Origin of the sequence: Pseudomonas sp. B3G-3, from assembly GCF_028640915.1 — a bacterium.
Classification (GTDB): Bacteria; Pseudomonadota; Gammaproteobacteria; order Pseudomonadales; family Pseudomonadaceae; genus Aquipseudomonas; species Aquipseudomonas chlororaphis_I.
Genome location: NZ_JAQZAB010000125.1, coordinates 42,701 through 63,558 on the forward strand (window position 1 = coordinate 42,701; position 20,858 = coordinate 63,558).

At 65.2% G+C, this 20,858-nt stretch carries 21 protein-coding genes; 9 read left to right on the forward strand and 12 right to left on the reverse strand.

Annotation, left to right across the window (positions count from 1 at the left end; translation table 11 throughout):
* Positions 1-235 precede the first annotated feature (235 nt).
* From PVZ80_RS26430 to PVZ80_RS26440, 3 genes are all read left to right on the forward strand, one after another.
* On the forward strand, positions 236-1,015 hold the full coding sequence (locus PVZ80_RS26430) for an ABC transporter substrate-binding protein (protein ID WP_009048194.1): 780 nt from the start codon (positions 236-238) through the stop codon (positions 1,013-1,015).
* Between the two features lie 299 nt (positions 1,016-1,314).
* Positions 1,315-2,427 carry a succinylglutamate desuccinylase/aspartoacylase family protein gene (locus PVZ80_RS26435; RefSeq protein ID WP_009048195.1) on the forward strand — a complete coding sequence of 371 codons (1,113 nt, stop codon included), beginning with the start codon at positions 1,315-1,317 and terminating at the stop codon, positions 2,425-2,427.
* A 119-nt stretch (positions 2,428-2,546) separates the two neighbouring features.
* A complete protein-coding gene (locus PVZ80_RS26440; protein ID WP_273864785.1) occupies positions 2,547-3,263 on the forward strand; it encodes an alpha/beta hydrolase in 717 nt (238 codons plus the stop codon).
* Positions 3,264-3,310: 47 nt separating this feature from the next.
* On the opposite strand, the gene PVZ80_RS26445 is transcribed toward PVZ80_RS26440, so the two are convergent.
* The 3 genes from PVZ80_RS26445 to PVZ80_RS26455 form a co-directional block, all read right to left on the reverse strand.
* Complete coding sequence (locus PVZ80_RS26445) at positions 3,311-3,886, reverse strand: hypothetical protein (RefSeq protein WP_016702759.1); 576 nt, start codon at positions 3,884-3,886, stop codon at positions 3,311-3,313.
* A gap of 140 nt (positions 3,887-4,026) precedes the next feature.
* A complete protein-coding gene (yddG, locus tag PVZ80_RS26450) occupies positions 4,027-4,932 on the reverse strand; it encodes an aromatic amino acid exporter YddG (RefSeq protein WP_016702760.1) in 906 nt (301 codons plus the stop codon).
* A 60-nt stretch (positions 4,933-4,992) separates the two neighbouring features.
* Positions 4,993-5,769, reverse strand: a complete 777-nt coding sequence (locus PVZ80_RS26455; RefSeq protein ID WP_124344929.1) for an AraC family transcriptional regulator — start codon at positions 5,767-5,769, stop codon at positions 4,993-4,995.
* A gap of 256 nt (positions 5,770-6,025) precedes the next feature.
* On the opposite strand from PVZ80_RS26455, the gene PVZ80_RS26460 reads away from it, so the two are divergent.
* Positions 6,026-7,345 (forward strand): Nramp family divalent metal transporter, encoded by a 1,320-nt coding sequence (locus PVZ80_RS26460; protein ID WP_273864787.1) that lies wholly within the window; start codon positions 6,026-6,028, stop codon positions 7,343-7,345.
* Between the two features lie 82 nt (positions 7,346-7,427).
* Here the strand turns inward: PVZ80_RS26460 and PVZ80_RS26465 are convergent, their stop codons facing one another.
* The 6 genes from PVZ80_RS26465 to glcD all read right to left on the reverse strand — a co-directional run bounded on the left by PVZ80_RS26465 (position 7,428) and on the right by glcD (position 13,679).
* Positions 7,428-7,820: a hypothetical protein gene (locus PVZ80_RS26465; protein ID WP_016702762.1), complete on the reverse strand. Its 393-nt coding sequence runs from the start codon at positions 7,818-7,820 to the stop codon at positions 7,428-7,430.
* Entirely contained in the window at positions 7,821-9,290 is a 1,470-nt protein-coding gene (locus PVZ80_RS26470) for a PAAR domain-containing protein (RefSeq protein ID WP_029526429.1), read from the reverse strand.
* A gap of 145 nt (positions 9,291-9,435) precedes the next feature.
* Positions 9,436-9,837 (reverse strand): heme-binding protein, encoded by a 402-nt coding sequence (locus PVZ80_RS26475; protein ID WP_009048202.1) that lies wholly within the window; start codon positions 9,835-9,837, stop codon positions 9,436-9,438.
* Positions 9,838-9,849: 12 nt separating this feature from the next.
* Positions 9,850-11,100: a glycolate oxidase subunit GlcF gene (gene glcF, locus PVZ80_RS26480; protein ID WP_273864788.1), complete on the reverse strand. Its 1,251-nt coding sequence runs from the start codon at positions 11,098-11,100 to the stop codon at positions 9,850-9,852.
* Between the two features lie 15 nt (positions 11,101-11,115).
* Positions 11,116-12,180 (reverse strand): glycolate oxidase subunit GlcE, encoded by a 1,065-nt coding sequence (glcE, locus tag PVZ80_RS26485; RefSeq protein ID WP_273864789.1) that lies wholly within the window; start codon positions 12,178-12,180, stop codon positions 11,116-11,118.
* Entirely contained in the window at positions 12,180-13,679 is a 1,500-nt protein-coding gene (gene glcD, locus PVZ80_RS26490; protein ID WP_009048205.1) for a glycolate oxidase subunit GlcD, read from the reverse strand. The genes glcE and glcD overlap by 1 nt, the downstream gene beginning before the upstream one ends.
* Positions 13,680-13,910: 231 nt before the next feature.
* On the opposite strand from glcD, the gene glcC reads away from it, so the two are divergent.
* Both glcC and PVZ80_RS26500 read left to right on the forward strand, forming a co-directional pair.
* Positions 13,911-14,675, forward strand: coding sequence for a transcriptional regulator GlcC (gene glcC, locus PVZ80_RS26495; protein ID WP_273864790.1), 765 nt, complete (start codon positions 13,911-13,913; stop codon positions 14,673-14,675).
* Positions 14,676-14,778: 103 nt separating this feature from the next.
* On the forward strand, positions 14,779-14,949 hold the full coding sequence (locus tag PVZ80_RS26500) for a metallothionein (RefSeq protein WP_009048207.1): 171 nt from the start codon (positions 14,779-14,781) through the stop codon (positions 14,947-14,949).
* Positions 14,950-15,118: 169 nt separating this feature from the next.
* Here the strand turns inward: PVZ80_RS26500 and PVZ80_RS26505 are convergent, their stop codons facing one another.
* Positions 15,119-15,346 (reverse strand): DUF6555 family protein, encoded by a 228-nt coding sequence (locus PVZ80_RS26505; protein ID WP_009048208.1) that lies wholly within the window; start codon positions 15,344-15,346, stop codon positions 15,119-15,121.
* Between the two features lie 223 nt (positions 15,347-15,569).
* Here PVZ80_RS26505 and PVZ80_RS26510 point away from each other — a divergent pair, with 223 nt between their 5' ends.
* The 3 genes from PVZ80_RS26510 to PVZ80_RS26520 all read left to right on the forward strand — a co-directional run bounded on the left by PVZ80_RS26510 (position 15,570) and on the right by PVZ80_RS26520 (position 18,232).
* Entirely contained in the window at positions 15,570-16,349 is a 780-nt protein-coding gene (locus tag PVZ80_RS26510; RefSeq protein ID WP_028682931.1) for an AraC family transcriptional regulator, read from the forward strand.
* Between the two features lie 709 nt (positions 16,350-17,058).
* Positions 17,059-17,232, forward strand: coding sequence for a DUF1427 family protein (locus tag PVZ80_RS26515; RefSeq protein WP_007930748.1), 174 nt, complete (start codon positions 17,059-17,061; stop codon positions 17,230-17,232).
* Positions 17,233-17,275: 43 nt separating this feature from the next.
* Positions 17,276-18,232: a quinone oxidoreductase family protein gene (locus PVZ80_RS26520; protein WP_009048211.1), complete on the forward strand. Its 957-nt coding sequence runs from the start codon at positions 17,276-17,278 to the stop codon at positions 18,230-18,232.
* Positions 18,233-18,482: 250 nt separating this feature from the next.
* On the opposite strand, the gene PVZ80_RS26525 is transcribed toward PVZ80_RS26520, so the two are convergent.
* Positions 18,483-19,526: a purine-nucleoside phosphorylase gene (locus PVZ80_RS26525; RefSeq protein WP_009048212.1), complete on the reverse strand. Its 1,044-nt coding sequence runs from the start codon at positions 19,524-19,526 to the stop codon at positions 18,483-18,485.
* A gap of 54 nt (positions 19,527-19,580) precedes the next feature.
* The gene (locus PVZ80_RS26530; RefSeq protein ID WP_009048213.1) at positions 19,581-20,555 is read right to left on the reverse strand and encodes a nucleoside-specific channel-forming protein Tsx; all 975 of its coding nucleotides are present in this window, start codon (positions 20,553-20,555) and stop codon (positions 19,581-19,583) included.
* Positions 20,556-20,858: the final 303 nt, after the last annotated feature.

The following is a 20,858-nucleotide window of genomic DNA, read 5'->3' on the forward strand; positions in this document are numbered from 1 at the left end:
TCGCAATCCAGGCACGAAAACCCGAAAACATGCAGGGATCGGCGGGGTTTTCCGCGGTCATTGCACCAGCACAGGGCGGGCTCGGCGTCGTCCTGATCGGGAAGTGGTTTTTCTGTAAGTATTTGTCGCATAAACACAATTTGCCGCCCGGGCGCCGCTCTAGACTGCTGGCCACTTCGATTTCCCCCAATCGAACCTTTCTGCCAATAAGAGCCTCCGTCTACGGGAGTTATAAATGAAGAAGCTTGTGATGTTCGGTGCCCTGGCACTGTCCATGCTGTCCCTGACCGCCGTGGCTGACGATGCCAAGCCGATCCGCATCGGTATCGAAGCCGGCTACCCGCCATTCTCGATGAAAACCCCCGACGGCAAGCTCACCGGCTTCGACGTGGATATCGGCGATGCGCTGTGCGAGCAGATGAAAGTCAAATGCACCTGGGTCGAGCAGGAATTCGACGGCCTGATCCCAGCGCTGAAAGTGCGCAAGATCGACGCCATCCTGTCGTCCATGACCATCACCGACGATCGCAAGAAAAACGTCGACTTCACCATCAAGTACTACCACACCCCGGCGCGCTTCGTGATGAAGGAAGGCACCGAGGTCAAGGACCCGCTGACCGAACTCAAGGGCAAGAAAGTCGGGGTGCTGCGCGCCAGTACTCATGACCGTTTCGCCACCGAAGTGCTGGTGCCGGCCGGGATCAACCTGGTGCGTTACGGCTCCCAGCAGGAAGCCAATCTGGACATGGTGTCCGGTCGCATCGACGCGCTGCTGGCCGACTCGGTCAACCTCGACGACGGTTTCCTGAAAACCGACGCCGGCAAGGGCTTCGCCTTCGTCGGTCCCGAGTACAACGATCCGAAATACTTCGGTGGCGGCGCCGGCATCGCCGTGCGCAAGGGCGATACCGCCCTGGCCGAGAAATTCAACACCGCCATCACTGAAATCCGCGCCAACGGCAAGTACAAGGCCGTGCAGGACAAGTACTTCAAGTTCGACGTCTACGGCGAGTAATTCGCTGCACTGAAAAAGGCGGCTACCGTGAAGACGGCGCCGCCTTTTTTTGTGGGTGCGATTTGCCGGCCCGAACAGGAGCAGGGCGATCCCCTGTAGCCGCTGCCGCAGGCTGCGCCAAGGTCCGCAGGACCTTCAGCGATCTTGAGGGCGTCACGGCCGTGCCAGCCGAACGCAGCCTGCGGCAGCGGCTACAGGAAGCTCGCGCCGCCTGGCAGCGGACGACGACCTTTTCACGGCCGCGCAAATGCCTCAGGCTACGGCCCCCGCCGAACTCCATTTTTCTTCCGGAGCCCTTCATGCAACGCATCGACCATTCCTTGCCCTGGAGCCACCTGGGCACCCAGCGCCAGCTCAGCGTGTTCCGTTTTGGCAGCGGCAGCCGCAAGGTCTATATCCAGGCCAGCCTGCACGCCGACGAACTGCCGGGCATGCGCACCGCCTGGGAACTGAAAAAACGCCTGAGCGAACTGGAAGCCCAGGGGCAGCTCAAGGGCGTGATCGAACTGGTGCCGGTGGCCAACCCCATCGGCCTCGACCAGCATTTGCAAAGCAGCCACCTGGGGCGGTTTGAAAGCGGCAGCGGGAAGAATTTCAACCGCGCCTTCGTCGAACTCAGCGGTCCGGTGGGCGACCTGATCGGTGACCGCCTGGGCAGCGATGCGGCGGCCAACGTCGCCTTGATCCGCCAGACCATGGGCGAAGTCCTCGACCGCCTGCCGGCCCCGGCCTCGCAACTGCAAGCCCTGCAACGCCTGCTGTTGCGCCATGCCTGCGACGCCGACATCACCCTCGACCTGCACTGCGATTTCGAGGCGGCGATCCATCTGTACGCGTTGCCCCAGCACTGGCCGCAGTGGCAGTCCCTGGCCGCGCGGCTGAAGGCCGGGGTGGCGCTGCTTTGCGAAGACTCCGGCGGCAGCTCGTTCGACGAGTCCTGCTCCACGCCCTGGCTGCGCCTGGCCCGCGACTTCCCGCGGGCAGCGATTCCAGCGGCCAACCTCGCCACCACCCTGGAGCTGGGCAGCATGGGCGACACCCGGGTCGAACAGGCCCAGGCCAACTGCGAAGCGATCCTCGGTTTTCTCGCCGAGCAAGGGTTGATTGATGGCCACTGGCCGGCTACTCCGGACGCCTGCTGCGAGGGCATGCCGTTCGAAGGCACCCAATATCTGTTCGCCCCGCACCATGGGGTGGTCAGCTTCCTGCGTGAGGCCGGCGAGTGGGTGGAGCGGGGCGACGCGATCTTCGAGGTGGTCGACCCGCTGAACGACATCGTCACCGTGGTGCGTGCCGCCACCAGCGGCGTGCTGTTCGCCCTGGACCGCAGCCGCTACACCGAGCCGGGTATCTGGCAGGCCAAGGTCGCCGGCCGCGAACCTATCCGTAGCGGCAAGCTGACCAACGATTGAAGCCGGCCTTGATATTCAGGTGGTTCCCTGTAGGAGCGAGCTTGCTCGCGATGGCCGCTACGCGGCCAAAACAACCAGGCAACGGGCGCTTTCCCCCGGTGTCATCAGAAGGACATCCCATGTTCAAGTTCCTGGCCCTGTTGCTGCTGTGCGTGTCTGCCTCCGTCCAGGCCCAAGGCGCACTGCACGACGACCTGCCACTGCTCTATCTGGAACAGGCCCCGGCCGACGCGCGCGACCGGCCGTTGGTGATTTTTCTCCACGGCTACGGCAGCAACGAAGAGGACCTGTTCGGCCTCAAGGACGGGTTGCCGGCGGACTACACCTACCTTTCGGTCCGGGCGCCGCAAACCGTGGAAGAGGGCAGTTACCAGTGGTTTCACAAGCAGGGCGAAGGCGCTTATGACGGGGTGACCGCCGAGTTGGCCGACGGTGCGAAGCTGATCGACGCGTTCGTCCGGCAGGCGGTCGCCAAGTACCACACCCGCGCCGACCGGGTGTTCCTGGTGGGCTTCAGCCAGGGCGCGATCATGTCCTACGAACTGGGCCTGCGCCATCCCCAGGCGGTCCGTGGGATTGCCGCGCTGAGCGGGAAGATCCTGCCGGTGCTGCGCTCGCAGCTCAAGAGCGGCGAAGGCCTGGAGCAACTGGCGATCTTCATCGCCCATGGCACCGCGGACATGCGCCTGCCTTACAGCGACGGTTCCGAGGCCGACAGCCTGTTGCGCGGGCTGGGCCTGGCTCCGCAGTTCCATGCCTACCCGGGCATCGGCCATACCATCAGCGACAGCGAACTCCAGGACCTGAACCGCTGGTTGCTCAGCCTCAACCCTTGAGGCGGATGAACCCGTAGCGGCCGCTGTCGCTGCGGGTTCCTGAGGGCTTACTTGCCGACGATCTGGCTGACCAGCTTGTCGTGATTGGCCTTGTCGTTGATCCGCGAAATCACCTGCACCACCGCCATGCGGTTGCCGGAGCCGGCGAGCAGGGTGGAGCTCTGGGTCATGCCGCCGCCCTGGGTCGCGGTGCTGTCGATCTGGCGCAGGCCGAGGCCGCCGCGGGTCATGCTTTTTTCGCTTTGCTTGCTGAAATCCGGCAGGGCCGCCGCCTGTTGCGAGAGGAAGCCCGAGACCGCGCTGTCGAGGAACTGCGCGTCGTTGTCCTTGGCCTGCACCGCATCGGGGATCAGGTTTTGTGCGGCGATGACCACGGTCTTGGTGCTGGCGTTGGTGTACATGGTGCCGGTGGCGCCGGCGGTGCCGCTGGCTTCGTCGCCGGCCGGCAGCGGGTTGGCGATGAAACCCTTGGGCAGGCTGAACTTGAACTTGCCGCCGAGCATCGAGACGGTCTCGACCTTGGCCTTCTTGTTCGTCGGCTGGGCCGCGGACACGTCCAGGGCGCTGAAACCGGCCAGCGCCGCCAGGACCAGGACCGCGGCGTGTTTACCGAACAGGGGCATGCAGATTCTCCAGAGTGAACGCGTTGGGGGCGCGCATCTTCCCACGGCTGTCGCGGGGCACTCCAGCGGGATATGCGGTGGCACGGAATTTCGGATAAAAGGGCGCGGGAGCGGCCTTCGTGGCGCTTGTCGGACGCTCCTCAACCCTGGGTAGAGCGCGCGCCCGAGGTCGCCAGCACCGCCCCGGCGATAATCAGCAACGCCGGCACCAGCAGCCACACACTGGCCGGGCTTTGCCCGATGACGATCAGCAGCAGGGTGGAGATCAAGGGCGCCAGATACGACAGCGCGCCGAGCGTGGCCAGGTTGCCGTGTTTGGTGGCGTGGTCCCAGGCGAAGAAGGCCAGGCCGACCGGGCCCAGCCCCAGGCCGAGGATCGCCAGCCATTGCTTGAAGTCCGGTTGCACCGGGCTTTCGAACATCAGGTGGCAGAGCGCCCCGGCCAGCGCCACCAGCCCGCAGATGCCGCCGATCAGGCTGCTGGGCACGCTGCTGAAACGGCGGTTGAGCACCGAGTAGCCGGACCACACCAGGGCGCAGCCGAACGCCGCCAGGTAACCCGCCATCGGCATCGCGCCGACCTGGCTGGCAGCGCGCTGTTGCATGATGAACGCGGTGCCGGCCAGCCCCAGCAAGGCGCCGGTCAGTTGCCGGTCGCGCAGCGGTTCGCCGCCGGCCCGGGCCGCCAGCAGGACGATCAGCAACGGCCAGAGGTAGGCGATCAGGCTGGCCTCGGCGGCCGGCGCGGCTTTCAGGGCGAAGAAATACAGCGCGTGGTAGGCAAAGATCCCGCCGAACCCCAGGGCCCAGACCGGCCAGGGCTGGCGCCAGCCACGAAAACCGGCGCGCCCCCGCAAGCCGAGCAATACCAGGCTGGCGCCGCAGGCCACGGCAAAGCTCAGGGCCAGCAACTGGAAGGGGGGAATGCCGGCGGTGAGGGTGGTCAGCAGCGCCAGGCATGACCAGAGAAACACCGCGATCACGCCGATGGCGGTGGCGGCGCCGCTGCGGGAGGGGGCGAGGCGGGTTGAGTGGATGGCGGTCATAGGCACACCGAGGCAAGGGCGGTGTGGCCAGCATAGAAGCCGCCGCGACGGCGGTATTGATCAGGCCTGCCGAACTCTTGTCGCAGCCTGCGCCTGGGTGTCGCGAGCGGCCTTGCGCAGGGCGGCCGGGGTCTGGTTGCGGGCCTTTTTCAAGGCGTGGGTCAGGGCGCTCTGATCGGCGTAGCCGACCCGCTGGGCGATCTCGCTGATGGGCAGCAGGGTACGGCCGAGCAGGTCGATGGCGCGGTCCAGGCGCAGGGTCGAAATATAGGCGAAAGGCGTGCTGTGCATGTCCCGCTCGAACAGCAGGTACAGGCTGCGCTCGCTGACCCCCGCGGCCTGGGCGATGGCGCGGGCGCTCAGCGGGCTGCCCAGGTGCTGTTCGATATAGGCCAGGGCCCGCGCCAGTGCCTGGCGTTGCGGCGCGCTTGGCGTCGGGCGGGCCAGGCAGGCCAGCAGCAGGGCGCTCCAGGCGCTGGCGACCGGGCTGGAGGAACTGAGCAAGGCGCCGCTGTGGCTGGCATAGCCGAGCAGGTGGCGGATCTGCGGGTCGATGGCGAAGAAGCGGCTATCGGCCAGGGACGGCTCGCTGCCGGGGCTATCCAGGTCGAGCACCAGAAAGGTGTTACGGCGCTCGGCCAGGAAGCTATGCCGGGCGCCCGGGGCAATCACCACGCCCTGGCTGGCATCGACCTTGCCGCCGCGGCCGTCCACCTCGATCTCCATTGCCCCCGACTGCGGCAGCACGATCTGCGGAAAATCGTGGTCGTGCAGCTCGACCTGCCCGGAATACGAACGCATCGCCAGGGCGACAGTGGGTTGGGCTGGAGTGTTCATGGCGCGGCTCCGAGGGTGGCTGCCCCGCATCATGCCTGAAAATGCGGGTGCTGTAGGAGTGGTTGGGCGGTGTGGGATGGTTGGGGAAAAGGGGGCTGGCTCAGCTGTTGTGGTGATTGACACACCGCTATCGCGAGCAAGCTTCGCTCCTACAGAAGCAAGGCGGCAAAAGGCCGGGGCAGGGCGCTATCAAGGCTTGGGCCGGTCCGCTGAAACGTCTAAGCTGGGCCACCGTTCCAGCCTTCCGGATGCCCGCGTGAAATTCACTCTCCCCAAAGTCGGTACCGCACCCTTCTGCCCGCCGGAAGTCGCCGGCACCATCGTCGTCGATCCCACCGCGCCGCTGTTCAAACGGATCCTGCGCTTCGCCGGCCCCGGCCTGCTGATTTCCATCGGCTACATGGACCCGGGCAACTGGGCCACCGCCATCGAGGCCGGCTCGCGTTATGGCTACAACCTGCTGTTCGTGGTGCTGCTGGCGAGCCTTGCGGGCATGGCGGTGCAGTGCCTGTGCTCGCGCCTGGGCATCGCCACCGGGCGCGACCTGGCGCAGCTTTGCCGGCAGCGCTACAGCACCCGCACGGCACGGACCCAGTGGCTGCTGGCGGAGGTGTCGATCATCGCCACCGACCTTGCCGAGGTCCTGGGCTGCGCCCTGGCGTTCCACCTGTTGCTCGGGGTTTCGCTGACCACCGGGATTGTCATCACCGCCTTCGACACCCTGTTGATTCTCGCCTTGCAGAACCGCGGCTTCCGCCGGCTGGAGGCGATCATGCTGGTGCTGGTGGGCACCATCGGCCTGTGCTTTTTCGTCGAGCTGCTGTTGATCAAACCCTACTGGCCGGACGTGGCGCGAGGCTTCACGCCATCGCTGGCGGCGATCGGCGAGGCGCCGCCGCTGTACCTGGCGATCGGCATCCTCGGCGCCACCGTGATGCCGCATAACCTGTACCTGCACACCTCCATCGTGCAGACCCGCCTGGTGGGCCAGGACGAGGCCAGCCGGCGGGATGCGATCAAGCTGGCGCGCATCGACACCATCGGCTCCCTGGCCTTGGCGCTGCTGGTCAACGCGGCGATCCTGATCCTCGCCGCCGCGGCCTTCCACGGTACCGGGCACACCGAGGTGGTGGAGCTGCAGGACGCCTATCACCTGCTCGATCCGCTGGTGGGCGGGGCGCTGGCCAGCGTGCTGTTCGGCGTGGCCTTGCTGGCCTCGGGGCAGAGCTCGACCTTCACCGGCACCATCGCCGGCCAGGTGATCATGGAGGGCTACCTCAACCTGCGCCTGCCGTGCTGGCAACGGCGCCTGATCACCCGTGGCCTGGCACTGGTGCCGGCCTTCGTCGGCGTGTGGCTGATGGGCGACGGCGCGGTCGGCCAGCTGCTGGTACTGAGCCAGGTGGTGCTCAGCCTGCAACTGCCGTTCGCCCTCTACCCGTTGATCCGCATGACCAGCGACCCGCAGTTGATGGGCGTGTTCGTCAACCGCTGGCCGACCCGCATCCTCGCCTGGAGCCTGTTCGCGATCATCAGCGGGGCCAATGCCTGGCTGATTGCGCAGTTGGTGGTGTAAGCACGCAACTGCATGTGGCGATGACTGGGACAGGCTAGATCATGAGAAGGGCCCTTGAACGGCTTTCAGCAGAGGCCTTTTGTCAGGATTGATAGTGGGTCGCTTTGACTGCGACGACTTCCAGCAAGAGAGTCAGCACCAGAAACCAGCCAACGCACTGCGATACAATCAATCTGCTTTTAAGCGGCTCAGGAAAGTTGGTGACATCTTCCTTGTCCATCAAACCGTGTCGGGTGAGATAGGGGGCGAGCAACAAGCCGCTCCCCACCACGCCCGCCAGCGCCATTTTTCCCCAGGGTCCACTCTGGAGATGGAACTTGTACCTGTTGACCAATAAGCAGTGCCTGGAGCTGCTCAGCAAGATACCCATGTGCCGACAACCCAGGTACAGGTAATACCCACCCAAGCCGAACATGCCTAGAAAGGTGGTCCCGATACAGGCACCCAGCACGATGTGTGCGGTGGTAATGATCATTCACTTCCCTGCTTCATAGATAAGCTCCCCCAAAAACGCCCCGGCCGACTCTCCACCTGTTCCAAGCCCGTAAGCAATCCCACCAGCTACCACCAGACCGCACGTCACAGCCCCGACACCCATGGTCGGAACCCCGATCGCTACGCAAATACCCCCTGCGACGCCTGTCCCCAGTAGCGGACCTGTGATGACTCCGCCAGCTATCCCACCGGTCAGGCTTCCGGCCTCGGTGAGTTTCACCTTCTCGCAGGCGTCTTTGTTGCCTGCTGTACAAACATCCTGAACCTTCATGTATGACGCCTCTCCACTGAGCGCCATACCGAGCCAGCCGCCATATTTAAGCACTCTGGAAGCCCTTGAAATGCCCTCCATGTGTGTGGCGTAACCCGGTATCTGGCCCGCTGCGCCCGCTTGGGTCCAACGGTGGACCAGGCGGCTGCTGGAAATTCCCAGGGCGCTTTTGAGCTTTGGATGCTCGGGAAAGGCAACGCTCATTTTGGTGATACCGATCAACTGGCTATCCAGGCGTGTAAACAGCTTTCGTCTCTCGCTAAAGAACTCGGCGCTACGCAGGTGCCCATCTCGTTGGAAGAACGTCTGGTGGAGCCTCTCGATATCCTGCAAGGTGCCTTTCAATTCGTTGACATGGCTACCAATCGCCGCTGTTCCCACGCCAGTAGCTGTTCCGCTGTATGCAAGGATCGAGGCCACCTGAGACCTGTACTGAAGCATGAATGTCGTCTCTTCATCCGTAAGAGATTCCAGTTCGATGCTGACCTTTTCGGCAGCCTCCATCAACAACGACTCTTCCCGGGTACACAGGTTATTGTCGGGATGGCTCAACACTACGAGGTGTCCTGGTCTTAGTCGCTCCGGTAGCTGGGAATTGAGCTGGCGAAATTTCTCCAGGACCGCCGGATCGGGTTGGCCGAAAAGAAGCGTTTCAAGGGCGGCACGGCTTATCGGCGACTGGACGATATGAAAGCCCGGCTCCACGCTTTGGTGGTCGGTGAGCATGGGGCGCAGTTCCGGGACGATTTCTGCACCCTTGAAACGCATCCCGCGGGCCTGCTCGCCGGGTACAGAGTCCGCGAATTCATTCTGTGGCCATCCCTCCTGTATCGCCTCGGCCCAGCGCTGCGAGTTCGCGACTCCCAGTGGCAGCCATTCGGGGTGGATGGGGATGGGCGGCTGGTCTTCCGAGAGAGTCGATTTCTGAGTGGCGACAAGGCGGTGGGTCCCTGTGGGACAGCCGCATTGCACCAGGCTGCCGTCGACCGCCGTGGGTTGTCGGGTATCCAGCCAGGTGTCATGTCCTTCGATGATGAAACCGACCGTCTGGCACATGGGGCACCAGACGGTATCAGTGACACGGGCGACTCTTTGGCCCTCGATGAATGATGTATCGGATCCCGATATGACCACACCTCCAGTAGTGGTGGGGTCGCCTTGTCGTGCTACGAAAGCCATGTTGCAACGTCCTGTACATGAGGTTTTCCTCGGGAACGTAGCAACGCCTTTCAGGCAAAAAAATCGGGGGAATCTGAAAGGCTGGCGGTAATTGTCTGCCTGATATTTTTCTTGCAACCCCTCTTGCTGGATCAGCCTTCGCAGCTCAATCCAACGCCTGGGCAGCGAACAGCGCGACCTGGGCATCTTCCCCGGACTTGACCCCGGACACGCCGACGGCGCCGATCACCTGGCCGTCGAACACCACGGGCACGCCACCTTCCAGCGAGGTCAGCAGCGGCGCCGAGAGAAACGCCGTGCGTCCGCCGTTGACCATCTCTTCATAACCCTTGGACTCGCGTCGGCCGAGGGCGGCGGTGCGGGCCTTTTCCACGGCGATATAGGCGCTGATCGGCGAGGCGCCGTCCAGGCGTTCGAGGGCCAGCGGGTGGCCGCCGTCGTCGACGATGGCGATGCTCACCGGCCACTGGTTGCGCTCGGCCTCGTCCCGCGCGGCGATAAGAATGCGCTGGACTTCGCGATGACCCAGGATGGCTTTGCTGTGCATGGCGTGCTCCTTTCAAGGGGTATTGGGTTGAGGGGAAGAATCCAGGGGCGGCAGGGCGGCCTCGACCAGCTCGATCCAGTGCCGCACCGGGGTGCGTCCGGCGCCGTCGAGGTGGGTCTGGCAGCCGATATTGGCGGTGACTATGAGCTCGGGGCGGCCGCTTTCCAGGGCATTGAGCTTGTTGTCGCGCAGTTGTCGCGCCAGCTCGGGCTGGGTCAGCGAGTAGGTGCCCGCCGAGCCGCAGCACAGGTGGCTGTCGGGCACCTCGGTGAGTTCGAAACCCAGGCGCTTGAGCACCGCCTCCACCGCGCCGCCGAGTTTCTGCGCGTGCTGCAGGCTGCACGGACAGTGGAAGGCCAGGCGCTGGTCGCTGTGGGCGTGCAACTGTTCCAGCGGTTCGTCGCGCAGCACTTCCACCAGGTCCCGGGCCAGGGCGCTGACCCGCTCGGCGCGGGCGGCATACCGCGGGTCGTGGGCCAGCAGGTGGCCGTAATCCTTGATAAAGGCGCCGCAACCGCTGGCGGTCTGCACCAGGGCTTCGGCGCCGTTTTCCAGGTGCGGCCACCAGGCGTCGATATTACGCCGGGCCCGCTCCAGGCCGGCGTCCTGGGCGTCCAGGTGATAATCCACGGCGCCACAGCAGCCGGCCTCGGCCACCGGCTCCACGGCGATGCCCAGGCGGTCGAGGACCCGCGCCGTCGCGGCGTTGGTGTTGGGCGACAGGCTCGCCTGCACGCAACCTTCCAGCAGCAAGATACGTCGCGCGTGGGCCGTGGTTGGACGCGTCTTGGCCGGCTGTACCTGGCGCGGCAGCTTGCCCTGCACGGCCTCGGGCAGCCAGGGGCGCAAGGTGGCGCCGGTGCCGATCAGCGCCTTGAACAGCGCCGGGTTCGGCGCCAGGGCGCGCAGGCCCTGGCGCAGCAGGCGCTGGCCGAGGGGCCGGGGGACGGCGGCATCGACCACGGCGCGGCCGATGTCCAGCAGGTTGTGGTAGTCCACCCCGGACGGGCAGGTGGTTTCGCAGTTGCGGCACGACAGGCAGCGGTCCAGGTGTAGCTGGGTCTTGGCCGTGGCCTCGTGGCCTTCCAGCACCTGCTTGATCAGGTAGATACGCCCCCGCGGCCCGTCCAGTTCGTCGCCCAGCAGCTGGTAGGTGGGGCAGGTGGCGTTGCAGAAACCGCAATGCACACAGGTGCGCAGGATGCTTTCGGCTTCCGCGGCGCGGGGTAGCTGGCGCGCCTGTTCGCTCAAGGTGGTTTGCATGCTGCGGGTCTCCGTTCAGAGCTCGGCGTAGAGCCGGCCGGGGTTGAAGATCCCTTGCGGGTCCAGTTGCGCCTTGAGCTGGCGGTGGTAGCGCAGCAGCACCGCCGGCAATGGCTGGAACGGGCTGTCCAGCAGGCCGTGGCTGTAGCAGGTGGCGTGGCCACCGACGCGCTCCGCCAGGCTGCGGATGCGCTCCGCGGGTGCCGCGGATTTCAGCCAGCGCTGGGCGCCGGCCCAATCTATTAACTGCTGGCCGGGCAGCTCCAGGACGCCGGTGTTATTGGGCAGCGACAGGCGCCACAGCGGCAGGCCTTCGTCGAAGAACGCCAGGCGTTGCTCGTTGAGGTCGGCCCAGTAATCGGCGGCCAAGGGCTCGCCACCCAGGCGATCGCGGGCCGCGGCCACCGAACCTTCGCCGCCCTCCAGGCGCAGGTGCAGGCGCTGGCCGTCATGGCTGGCGGCGCTGATGGGCAGCGGTTGCTGGCCCCAGTCGGCGAGCCGGGCCAGGGCCTTGGCGCTGTCCATTTCCAGGCTCAGGCTGAGGCACTGGCGGGGTTTGGGCAGGACCTTGAGCGACACCTCGGTGAGCACCCCGAGGCACCCGTAGCTGCCCACCAGCAAGCGCGAGAGGTCGTAGCCGGCGACGTTTTTCATCACCTCGCCACCAAAGCGCAGAAGCTTGCCGGTGCCGGTGATCACCCGGCTGCCAAGCACGAAGTCACGCACCGAGCCAGCCCAGGGTCGCCGCGGGCCGGACAGCCCGGCGGCGACCATGCCGCCAACGGTGGTGCCGTCGCCGAAGGCTGGCGGCTCGCAGGCCAGCATCTGCCCGGCGGCATCCAGCGTTGTCAGCAGTTCCTGCAATGGCGTGCCGGCGCGGACCGTCACCACCAGCTCGGTGGGGTCGTAGCTGACGATGCCGCGATGGGCGCGGGTGTCGAGCACCTCGCCGGCGGTCATGCGGCCGAGAAAGGCCTTGCTGTTGCCGCCCTGGATCAGCAGCGGCGTGCCGTCGGCCAGCGCCTGCCCGACCTGTTCCAGCAGTGCGCCGCTGGCGTCGTTATCCGCGTGTGCCGTCATCAGAAACGCTCCAGCTCGGGGAAGGGCAGTTGCCCGGCGTGCACGTGCATGGCGCCGAATTCGGCGCAGCGGTGCAGGGTCGGGATGTTCTTGCCGGGGTTGAGCAGGCCGCCGGGATCGAAGGCCGCCTTGACCGCGTGGAACAGGGTCAGCTCGTCGCTGTTGAACTGGGCGCACATCTGGTTGATTTTCTCCCGGCCGACCCCGTGTTCGCCGGTGATGCTGCCGCCGACCGCGACGCACAGTTCGAGGATCTTGCCGCCCAGGGCTTCGGCGCGGTCCAGTTCGCCGGGCTGGTTGGCGTCGAACAGGATCAACGGGTGCATGTTGCCGTCGCCGGCATGGAACACGTTGGCCACCCGCAACTGGTACTCGGCGGCCAGCGCGGCGATGGCCTTGAGCACCCCCGGCAGTGCGCGGCGCGGGATGGTGCCGTCCATGCAGTAGTAGTCCGGCGATAGCCGGCCCACCGCCGGGAAAGCGTTCTTGCGCCCGGCCCAGAAACGCACTCGCTCGGCTTCGTCGCGGGCCTGGCGGACCTCGGTGGCGCCGGCCCGTTCGAGCACCGCGCGGACCCGGTCGCAGTCGTCGTGGACATCGGCTTCGACACCGTCTAGCTCGCACAGCAGGATGGCCTCGGCGTCCACCGGGTAGCCGGCGTGGATGAAGTCTTCGGCGGCGCGGATCGCCAGGTTGTCCATCATCTCCAGGCCGCCGGGGATGATGCCGGCGGCGATGATATCGGCCACCGCGCGGCCGGCTTTTTCCACCGAGTCGAAGGCCGCCAGCAGCACCTTGGCCAGTTGCGGCTTGGGCAGCAGCTTGACCGTGACTTCGGTGATGATCCCGAGCAGGCCTTCGGAGCCGGTGAACAGCGCCAGCAGGTCGAAACCGGGGGCGTCCAGGGCGTCGCTACCGAGGGTCAGGCGTTCGCCTTCGACACTGAGGATCTCCACCTTGAGCAGGTTGTGCACGGTCAGGCCGTATTTCAGGCAGTGCACGCCGCCGGCGTTTTCCGCGACGTTGCCGCCGATGGAACAGGCGATCTGCGAAGACGGATCGGGGGCGTAATACAGGCCGAACGGCGCGGCGGCCTGGGAGATCGCCAGGTTGCGCACTCCGGGCTGGACCCGCGCGGTGCGGGCGGCGGGGTCGATATGCAGGATCTGGTTGAAGCGCGCCATTACCAGCAGCACGCCTTGTTCCAGGGGCAGGGCGCCGCCGGACAGGCCGGTGCCGGCACCCCGGGCGACCACCGGCACGCGGCGTTCATGGCAGATCCGCAGCAGTTCCTGCACCTGCTCGATATGCCGTGGCAGGGCTACGAGCATCGGTGTGGTGCGGTAGGCCGAAAGGCCGTCGCATTCGTAGGGTTTGAGGTCTTCGCTCTGGTGCAGGAGGTCCAGGTCGGGCAGGCGTTGGCGCAGTACCTGGAGCAGTGCCGTTTTATCGACTGTGGGCAGCGCGCCGTCGACGCGTTCGTCGTAGAGGATATTCATGGGTGGCTAACGACCCTGAGTTGTTTTTATGGGCGCTCGGCGGACAGGCCGCTCAGTTGCATCATTGGCCCGGCTGGCCTTACTGTCCACGGGGCCGGGGACTGGTCGAACCAGTTTGTTTCGCCAGCGATGCCGGGTTTTTTATAAAAACTTAAGTATTTCAGTGGACTAGCCTGATGATCCGTTTGATCGGGTTTTTTCTTCACAGCTGGTCATACCAGTGGAGGGCGCATGCACAGCAAGGATTCGACCCGGCACCAGGTGGCGGATGTGGTCTGTGAACGCATCGAACGCCTGATCGTCGACGGCGTACTGAAGACCGGCCAGCTGCTGCCCTCGGAGCGGCGCCTTACGGAAAAGCTCGGGGTGTCGCGCACGGCGTTGCGCGAGGGCCTGAAACTGCTGCGGGCGCGGGGCATCATCGAAACCGAACAGGGCAAGGGCTCGTTTGTCGCCCAGTTGTCGGGGCAGGGCGCGACCTCGGCGCTGATGCATCTGTTCAGCTCCCAGCCGCGCACCCTCTATGATCTGTTCGAAGTGCGCAGCCTGCTGGAAGGCGAGTCGGCGCGGCTGGCGGCGTTGCGCGGCACCAACGCCGATTTCGTGCTGATCGGCCGCGCCTATCAGGCGCTGCTGGATGCCCACGACCAGACCCTTGATGCCTCGGCCCATGCGCGGCTGGATCACGCCTTCCACCTGGCGATCTGCGAGGCCTCGCACAACCCGGTGCTGGTGCAGACCCTGCGCTCGCTGACCGATCTGCTGCTCAACTCGGTGTTCGCCTCGGTCAACAACCTCTACCACCGCCAGGCGCAGAAACGCCAGATCGACCGCCAGCACGCGCGGCTCTACAACGCCGTCACCGGGCGCCTGCCGGAGCAGGCGCGCAAGGCCGCCATCGCGCATATCCAGGGTCTTTGCGACAACCTGCGGGAGATCGAAAACGAGGAGCAGCGCCTGGTGCGGGCGACCTTGCGCCTGGAAGGCTGGAACTGACGCCGCCGCGACCAGGGGCCAATGGCGGCGACGGGCAGCCACTACACTGCTAGAGACGCGGCAACATTCGCGTCGTCGACGACCACCACAAAGGAGTCACCCCATGTCCAACCAGACTTGTGCCTGCCCGGGCTGCACCTGCAAGGTCGGCGCCCATGCCATCGTCCGTCACGGCAAGCACTACTGTTGCCAGGCCTGCGCCAGCCACCACGCCAACGGCGAACCCTGCACCTCTACCGAAGGCTGCGATTGCGCCAAGGGTGCGCACCACTGACGGGTTGAAGTTGTCGGGTGGAAAAGCAGTGGAGCCGCTCAGGGCTCCACTTTCCAGTTGCGAGCGTCCTGTTTGCGAGCGTCGATCCAGTTGCCGGTGGCGCGTTCGGCATGGCTCGATCATCCAACGCCGTGGCGTATCACGCCCTACGCCCAAGGCCTCGGTTGGATCAGGTCGACGGTCGCCAGGTGACGTTCTCGATACCGAATTTTTCCGCCAGGGGTTTGCTGGTCTTTTTCACCCGTTCCAGGCCGAAGCGACCGATGCGGCCGACACCGGCGTCGCAGCTTGCCCAATGCCACGCCTCGGCGTTGTCCATCTTCTCCGAGCGGATGATGAAGGACTTGGGGGCGCCGTGCAGGGTGTATTCGATGACGAAAAGTTTTGCGTTGTTCATAAAGCTATCAATTCTCCCTGTGATGGTTTAGTGACCCGCGCGGGCAGGGAAAAATTCACTCGGATTGTCGAGCAAGGGGCTCAGCGGTCGGGCAGCGGTCGGGCAAGCATCCGAACGGGTTATTGCCTGGCCCTGTGGCGTCCGTCCGGATGCTTCTTCGCGGTTTTCCAGGCGGATCGGCGGGGTTACCATGGGCCCCCCTGCTTGACGACGATGCCCGGCCATGGCCCTTGCCGCACCTCCCGACCTCAGCGACACCGATGTGCCGGTACAACCCCTGGCGCGCACCTATCCGCGTGGCCTGTTCATCGAGCCCCACGAACATGCCTGGGGGCAGCTGCTGTATGCCATGAGCGGGGTGATGTGGGTCGAGACGCCGAACGAGGCGCTGGTGGTGCCGCCGCAACGGGCGGTGTGGCTGCCGCCGGGCGTGCCCCATGGGATCCGCGTGGTCACCGACCTGCAGATGCGCAACATCTATCTGCGCCCGAGCCTGGCGGCGACCCTCGACAGCCAGGTGCAGGTGCTGCAGGTGGACAACCTGCTGCGCGAGCTGATCGTGCGTCTGGTGGAGCATGAGGGAGCGCCGCAGCCGGAGTACTACGATGCGCTGGTGAACCTGGCCCTGCTGGAACTCAAGCGCGCCCGGCGCTCGCGGTTGAAGATCGTACTGCCGGACAGTTCCGACCGGCGCCTGATCAATCTCTGCCAGGCGGTGATGGCCGCGCCTTCCCTGGACATTCCCTTCGAGCGCCACGCCGAGGCGGCGGGCGCCAGCGTGCGCACCCTGGCGCGGCTGTTCAAGGACGGCCTGGGCATGGGCTTCGCCGAGTGGCGCCGCCAGGTGCAACTGGCCACGGCCGCGGCCGAGCTGATCCAGGGCGTGCCGGTCAGCACCATCGCCCGCGAGCTGGGGTATTCCCCCGGCAGCTTCAGCGATATGTTCCGCCGCGAGCTGGGGCTGGCCCCGTCGCAATACGCGGCCGGAGAAGCCCGCGCCTGAGTGCCTGTCATCCCTGTAGCCGCTGCCGAGCTCTGCGAGGCTGCGACCGGGCCACCGCGTTTATCCAGACCCACTGCATTCTCAGGCTTTGCGCCTGCTGCGCAGTCGATCGCAGCCTCGCGCGGCTCGGCAGCGGCTACGGGGCTTTGCGCACAGGCACTCATTGTGTGGGCGCCGCAATACCCGTAGGAGCGAAGCTTGCTCGCGATGAACGGTAACGCGGTCCGCCAGACATTCCGCGCCGGGGCTATTGCGGGCAAGCCTCCGCAGCCTCGCGGAGCTCGGCAGCGGCTACGGGGCTTTGCGGAAAGGCATCCATTGTGTGTGGGCGCTGCAATCCCATAGGAGCGAAGCTTGCTCGCAATGAACGATAACGCGGTCCGCCAGACATTCCGCGCCGGGGCTATTGCGGGCAAGCCTCCGCAGCCTCGCGCGGCTTGGCAGCGGCTACGGGGCTTTGCGCACAGGCATCCATTGTGTGGGCGCTGCAATCCCGTAGGAGCGAAGCTTGCTCGCGATGAACGATAACGCGGTATGCCAGACATTCCGCGTCGGGGCCATCGCAGCCAAGCCTCGCTCTTACACGTTCATACCCACAGATTGGCCGAAATCCTGAAGTGCTTGGCCGGTTGCGCAGGTTTTCGCTCCCTACACTCCCGGCATGCCCAATCGCCGCCGCCCAGGCGCGGCGCACTGCCCGGAGTTCGTCATGCATTACCTCATCTCTCTCGCTATTGGCCTCGGCGTTGGCCTGCTCTACGGCGCCCTGAACTTTCGCTCGCCGGCGCCGCCGGCCATCGCCCTGGTCGGGCTGCTCGGCATGCTCGCCGGCGAACAGCTGTGGCCCATGGGTCGGCAGCTGGTGAGCAACTGGTTGTCCTGAGGCTTTTCGATCCTTTTATTTATTCCTGTTCATGGAGGCGCTTATGCACGCCCTGCAATTTTCCAAGACCGGCGATCTGTCGTCGCTGCACTACGTCGAGGTGCCGACCCCGGTGCCGGCCGCCGATCAGGTACTGGTGCAGATCAAGGCCGCCGGCCTCAACCCCAGCGATGTGAAGAACGTGCTCGGGCGTTTTCCCTACACCACCGTGCCGCGCATTCCCGGGCGGGATTTCGCCGGGGTGGTGGTGGACGGGCCCCGGGAGCTGGTGGGGCAGGAGGTCTGGGGCACCGGCAAGGAGCTGGGGTTCTACGCGGACGGCTCCCATGCCCAGTACGTGGCGCTGTCGGCCAAGGGCGTGGCGCACAAGCCGGCGCACCTGAGCTTCGCCCAGGCCGCCAGCCTGGGCGTGCCTTACACCACCGCCTGGGATGCCCTGGAGCGCAGCGGAGTGGGCGCCGGCACCACCTTGCTGGTGATTGGCGGCGGGGCGGTGGGCAGCGCCGCCCTGGCCCTGGCGAAGATTCGCGGAGCCCGGCTGCTGGCCGCCGCACGGCGCCCGGAGCAGGTCAAGGCGTTGCAGGCGCAAGGGTTCGAGACCGTGCAGCTGGACCAGCCGGAAAACCTCGGAGCCCAGGTCAACGCCGTGTTTGCCGGCGGCGCCGAGGTGATCTTCGACACCACCGGCTTCTGGCTGCCGGCCTCGGTCGCGGCCCTGGCGCCGTTCGGCCGCATCGCCATCATCGCCGCGCCGGTGGACGGCCACGTGCAGTTGCCGGCCCTGGGCCTGTATCGCAAGGGCGGCTCGGTGGTCGGGATCAACTCGCTGCTGTACGGCGTGCAGGCCTGCGCGGCCATGCTCGAGCAGTTCGGCCGGTTCTTCGATGAAGGGCTGTTGCCATTGCCGCAGGGGCTGTTCGAATCGCCGCTGGAGCAGGGCGTCGAGCGCTACCACGAGGTCAATCGGGGCAGCGGCGAGAAGGTGATCCTGTTGCCGTAAGGGTGGCCAACCCGCCTGAATCGGCAGGCTGGCCCGGCTTTGTGTAGCCGCTGCCGAAGGCTGCGATCGCCCCGAAGGGGCGCGGCGATCTTGCGTTCGCCGAGGTCCTTCGGCGCTTATATTGAGCTCCTGCGGACCTATCGCAGCCTGCGGCAGCGGCTACAGGTTGGGGCCTGTGTCGTGTCTGGACCTTGCTTGCGACGGCGTCAGCCCAGACAACCTCATAACCAAAGTCGCAGGCGTTATGCGCTTACGCCTCCGGCACACCTTTCTCCCACGCCGACCAGTTCTTCAGGATGTCCTGCACCAGCGGATTGCCGGTGCGATAGAGGTTTTCCAGGGCCGGGACGAAACCGCCCTGGTCGGCGTACTTGAGCAGGTTGTCGACTTCGCTGCCGCCCGGCTCGGGGCGGTCGAAGTCGGAGCCGGCGCGGACCACCGCCAGCCGCTGCACGTCCACCCGGCCTTCGCGGCTGGCGCGCAGCAGGGCTTCGTAGGTCGAGTTGTCTTCCTGCTGCGTGGTGCAGTACTCGCCCTTGTTGTCGGTCAGCAGGCGGGTCCAGACCTCGGCCCGCTCGCTCAGGCGGGTGCCGGAGAACCAGGTGTTGCCCGCCAGGGTGTCGCACTGGGTCACCACCGGCGGCTGGTTGGCCGGCGCCGCCGGGTACTTGAGGCGCCAGGCCGCCGATTCCTTGCTTTCGCTCAGGCTTACCCGACGCGACAGGGCGAAGGCCTTGGCCTGCAGTTTCGGGTTGAGTTCGAAGACCTCGGTCTTGTAGTCCAGCGGCGGTTTCTCGTTCGGACCCTTGGTGTTGATGCCCAGGTAGCCGGTCGGCCAGTCCTTGGGCGCGTCCCGCGAATCCAGTTCCCACTGGGTGCCGAATTCCACCAGGTAATGGGCCCAGGCGGTGGTGCCGATGGTGCCGTATTTGGGGCTGATGCCGGCGATCCCGGCGACCAGGAAATAGCTTTTGCGCAGGTCGAATTTCGGCGACAGCGCCAGGGCCAGGGTCGAGGCCGCGGCGTTGGTCTGGCCCATGCCGGTGACCAGCAGGCAGACGTCCTTGGTATTGCAACGTATCGCCGGGTACTCCGCCGATAGCCCCGGGACGCGCACTTCCTGTTTCAGTTCCAGGCGCTCGATCCAGTGCTGGGCCTCGGGGGCGAACATGGTGATCAGCATCACCTTGGGTTTGATCGGTGCCGCAGCTGTTTCGCTCGCCCAGGCGCCGCAGGACAGCAGAGTGCCGGCAGCCAGACCAACCGACAGGGAAAGACGGGTCATCACATTCATAAAACCTCCATGGCTCTTGACTTGCAGCTTGCCGCTCAAGGCTCGCCGCTGTTCTTAAAACTGGTAACCGATGCCGGCGTAGTAACCCCAGCCATTGGACCGGGCGCGGAAATCGCCATCGCCGAAATTCAGCTCGCTGCCGTCCTGCCAGTTGCCGCCGTTGTGGAAGTAACGGCCGACCAGGGTGAACCGCAGGTGGGTGAAGGAATACAGCAGCACGTTGGTGGACACCGTGGCGTTGGCCGTGCGGGCCGGGTTGTCCTTGTGCAGGTCCGAGCCGAAATCGAAGTTGGTGAAGCCTATATAGGTCAGCGAGGCGCCGTTGCTGAACTTGTCGATGGGCACGATGTACTTGAGCTGGGCCCGGTAGCCGTCCCACGAGTATTCATTGCTGGCGCCGTAGTTTTCCCACTGGTAGCGCCCATAGAAGTTGGCCGACAGGTTGACCCGCGAATGGGTGTCGATGTCGGTGCCCAGGCCGCTGTACAGGGTATTGGCGCGGTTGGCGCTGTTGCTGCCGTGGTCGTAGATCCAGTCGAAGGCTACGTACCACTCCTTGAACGGGCCGATGGCCAGGCTGCGTCCGGCCAGGTAGTCGATGGAGATCCGCGGCTCGTGTTCCATGAACACCGGCGAGCCGTGGTCCCACACGCCTTTGTCATGGCTGTTGCCGATGTTGAAGATCTTCGGGATGTCGATGTAGCCGTACAGCTCGAACGGCCCCTTGCGGCCGAAGTACTCGTACTCCAGGTAGATATCGTCGGCCGGCTGCGGGCCGAAACTGATGTCCTTGCTGCCGATCAGCGTCAGGTCCTGGTTGTACCAGTCCGACAGGTATGCACCTTTTTTGGGCGGATTGGCGTCCGGGCTGAGGGTTTCGCCCTGGGCCGAGTCATCAACGCTTTGTTGGACGTCGACGGTTTTTTCCTGGGCCTGGGCAGCACTACTGAGTACTCCCGTAACGGCAGTCAGTAGCAGGGAAACAGCCAGGGTGCGACAGGAGGCCGAAGGTGTAAGAGGTCGATGCATTGAAAATCCCTGTTCATGCGGTAGGAAAGCCATGGCTGGCCGGGTTGAAGCGAACCTGTACTCATTATCGGTTTAACGGGTTCGCGCAAACGTTTGCATATGCTGTACCAACTTCGATCAGGTGTTTGAAACAAATGAAGAATCGGTGCAGAAACTGACTGTCTTGTTAGGAAATATCCGGAAAATTAAATCGATACTTCTGAAATCGCTGGGTGGTAAGGAGGGTGGAGCGGAAGGCGGGGCATTTGTGAGGGAACGTATCTGATCTGACAAAAAAGCTGTTTTTTAACTAATTGATAAATA